Raw genomic sequence first — 782 nt, forward strand, 5'->3', positions numbered from 1 at the left:
GTTGCCAGGCGACCCGTGCCGGCGTCAGCCCCAGCGCGGCCAAGGCGGCCTGGCTCTCCAGCGGACGCTGGGCGCGCAGGCGCTCGCTGGGCCAGGTGTGCGAGCCGGGGTGGCTGCCTTCACCGTCCGTGACCGAGATCAGCATCAAGGCATGCTCGCACCCCCTGAAGGTCGACAACAGGCCGCCGCACCCCAGCACCTCATCGTCCGGATGCGGCGCCACCACCACCAGGCGGTTGCCGGGTGGTACCAGCGCGTCGCGTGTGATGGTGGCTAGCTGGGCAAGCTCGGTGCAAGCCTGCCACAGCGACAAGGGCGTGCCGTTGCCTGCCGCCTGGATCGGGTTATCGACGCTCATAGCTGCCAATCGCCGGCTTCGCGCGCGGCCAGTTGCCGGCCCAACTGCGCCAGGTCGCGCTCGGCGTGGCTCTGGCGCAGGAACACCGGCAGGTCGGCACTGAGCCGGGCGAAGTGGCTGTCGCGACAGAAGGGGGTCGCCCCCAGGGCCCGCCCCACGTGGGTCAGCACCTGCGCGGCGGCTTCTTCTACCTGGGCGCGCACCCGGCGTACGGCCAATTCGGCATCGGCCAGGGGGTGTGCATCGATCAGTGCAGCGCATTCGCGCAAGGCCGCAGCGGCGCCGTACAAGGCAGCATCCACCGCTCCCAGGTGGGCTTCGGCGTGCGGGTCGGCCGTGGCTGGCGGCAGTGCTCGCGCAGAGAGTCGGCCAGCGCTTCGGCGGCGCCGTACAGCACGCGGCAATGCCGGCCCCGCCGTGCCAG

1 protein-coding gene and 1 pseudogene are annotated in these 782 nt (G+C 72.0%); both read right to left on the reverse strand.

Annotated elements, in window-relative coordinates:
* The coding region (locus G3436_RS26930; RefSeq protein ID WP_163951408.1) for a PIG-L deacetylase family protein at positions 1-358 on the reverse strand (358 nt) is incomplete at its 3' end.
* Positions 355-782 (reverse strand): annotated as a pseudogene (locus G3436_RS26935) (acyl-CoA dehydrogenase); the annotation flags it as partial. The pseudogene G3436_RS26935 and the gene G3436_RS26930, both read right to left, overlap by 4 nt.

Origin of the sequence: Pseudomonas brassicae, assembly GCF_010671725.1 — a bacterium.
GTDB classification, from domain to species: Bacteria; Pseudomonadota; Gammaproteobacteria; order Pseudomonadales; family Pseudomonadaceae; genus Aquipseudomonas; species Aquipseudomonas brassicae.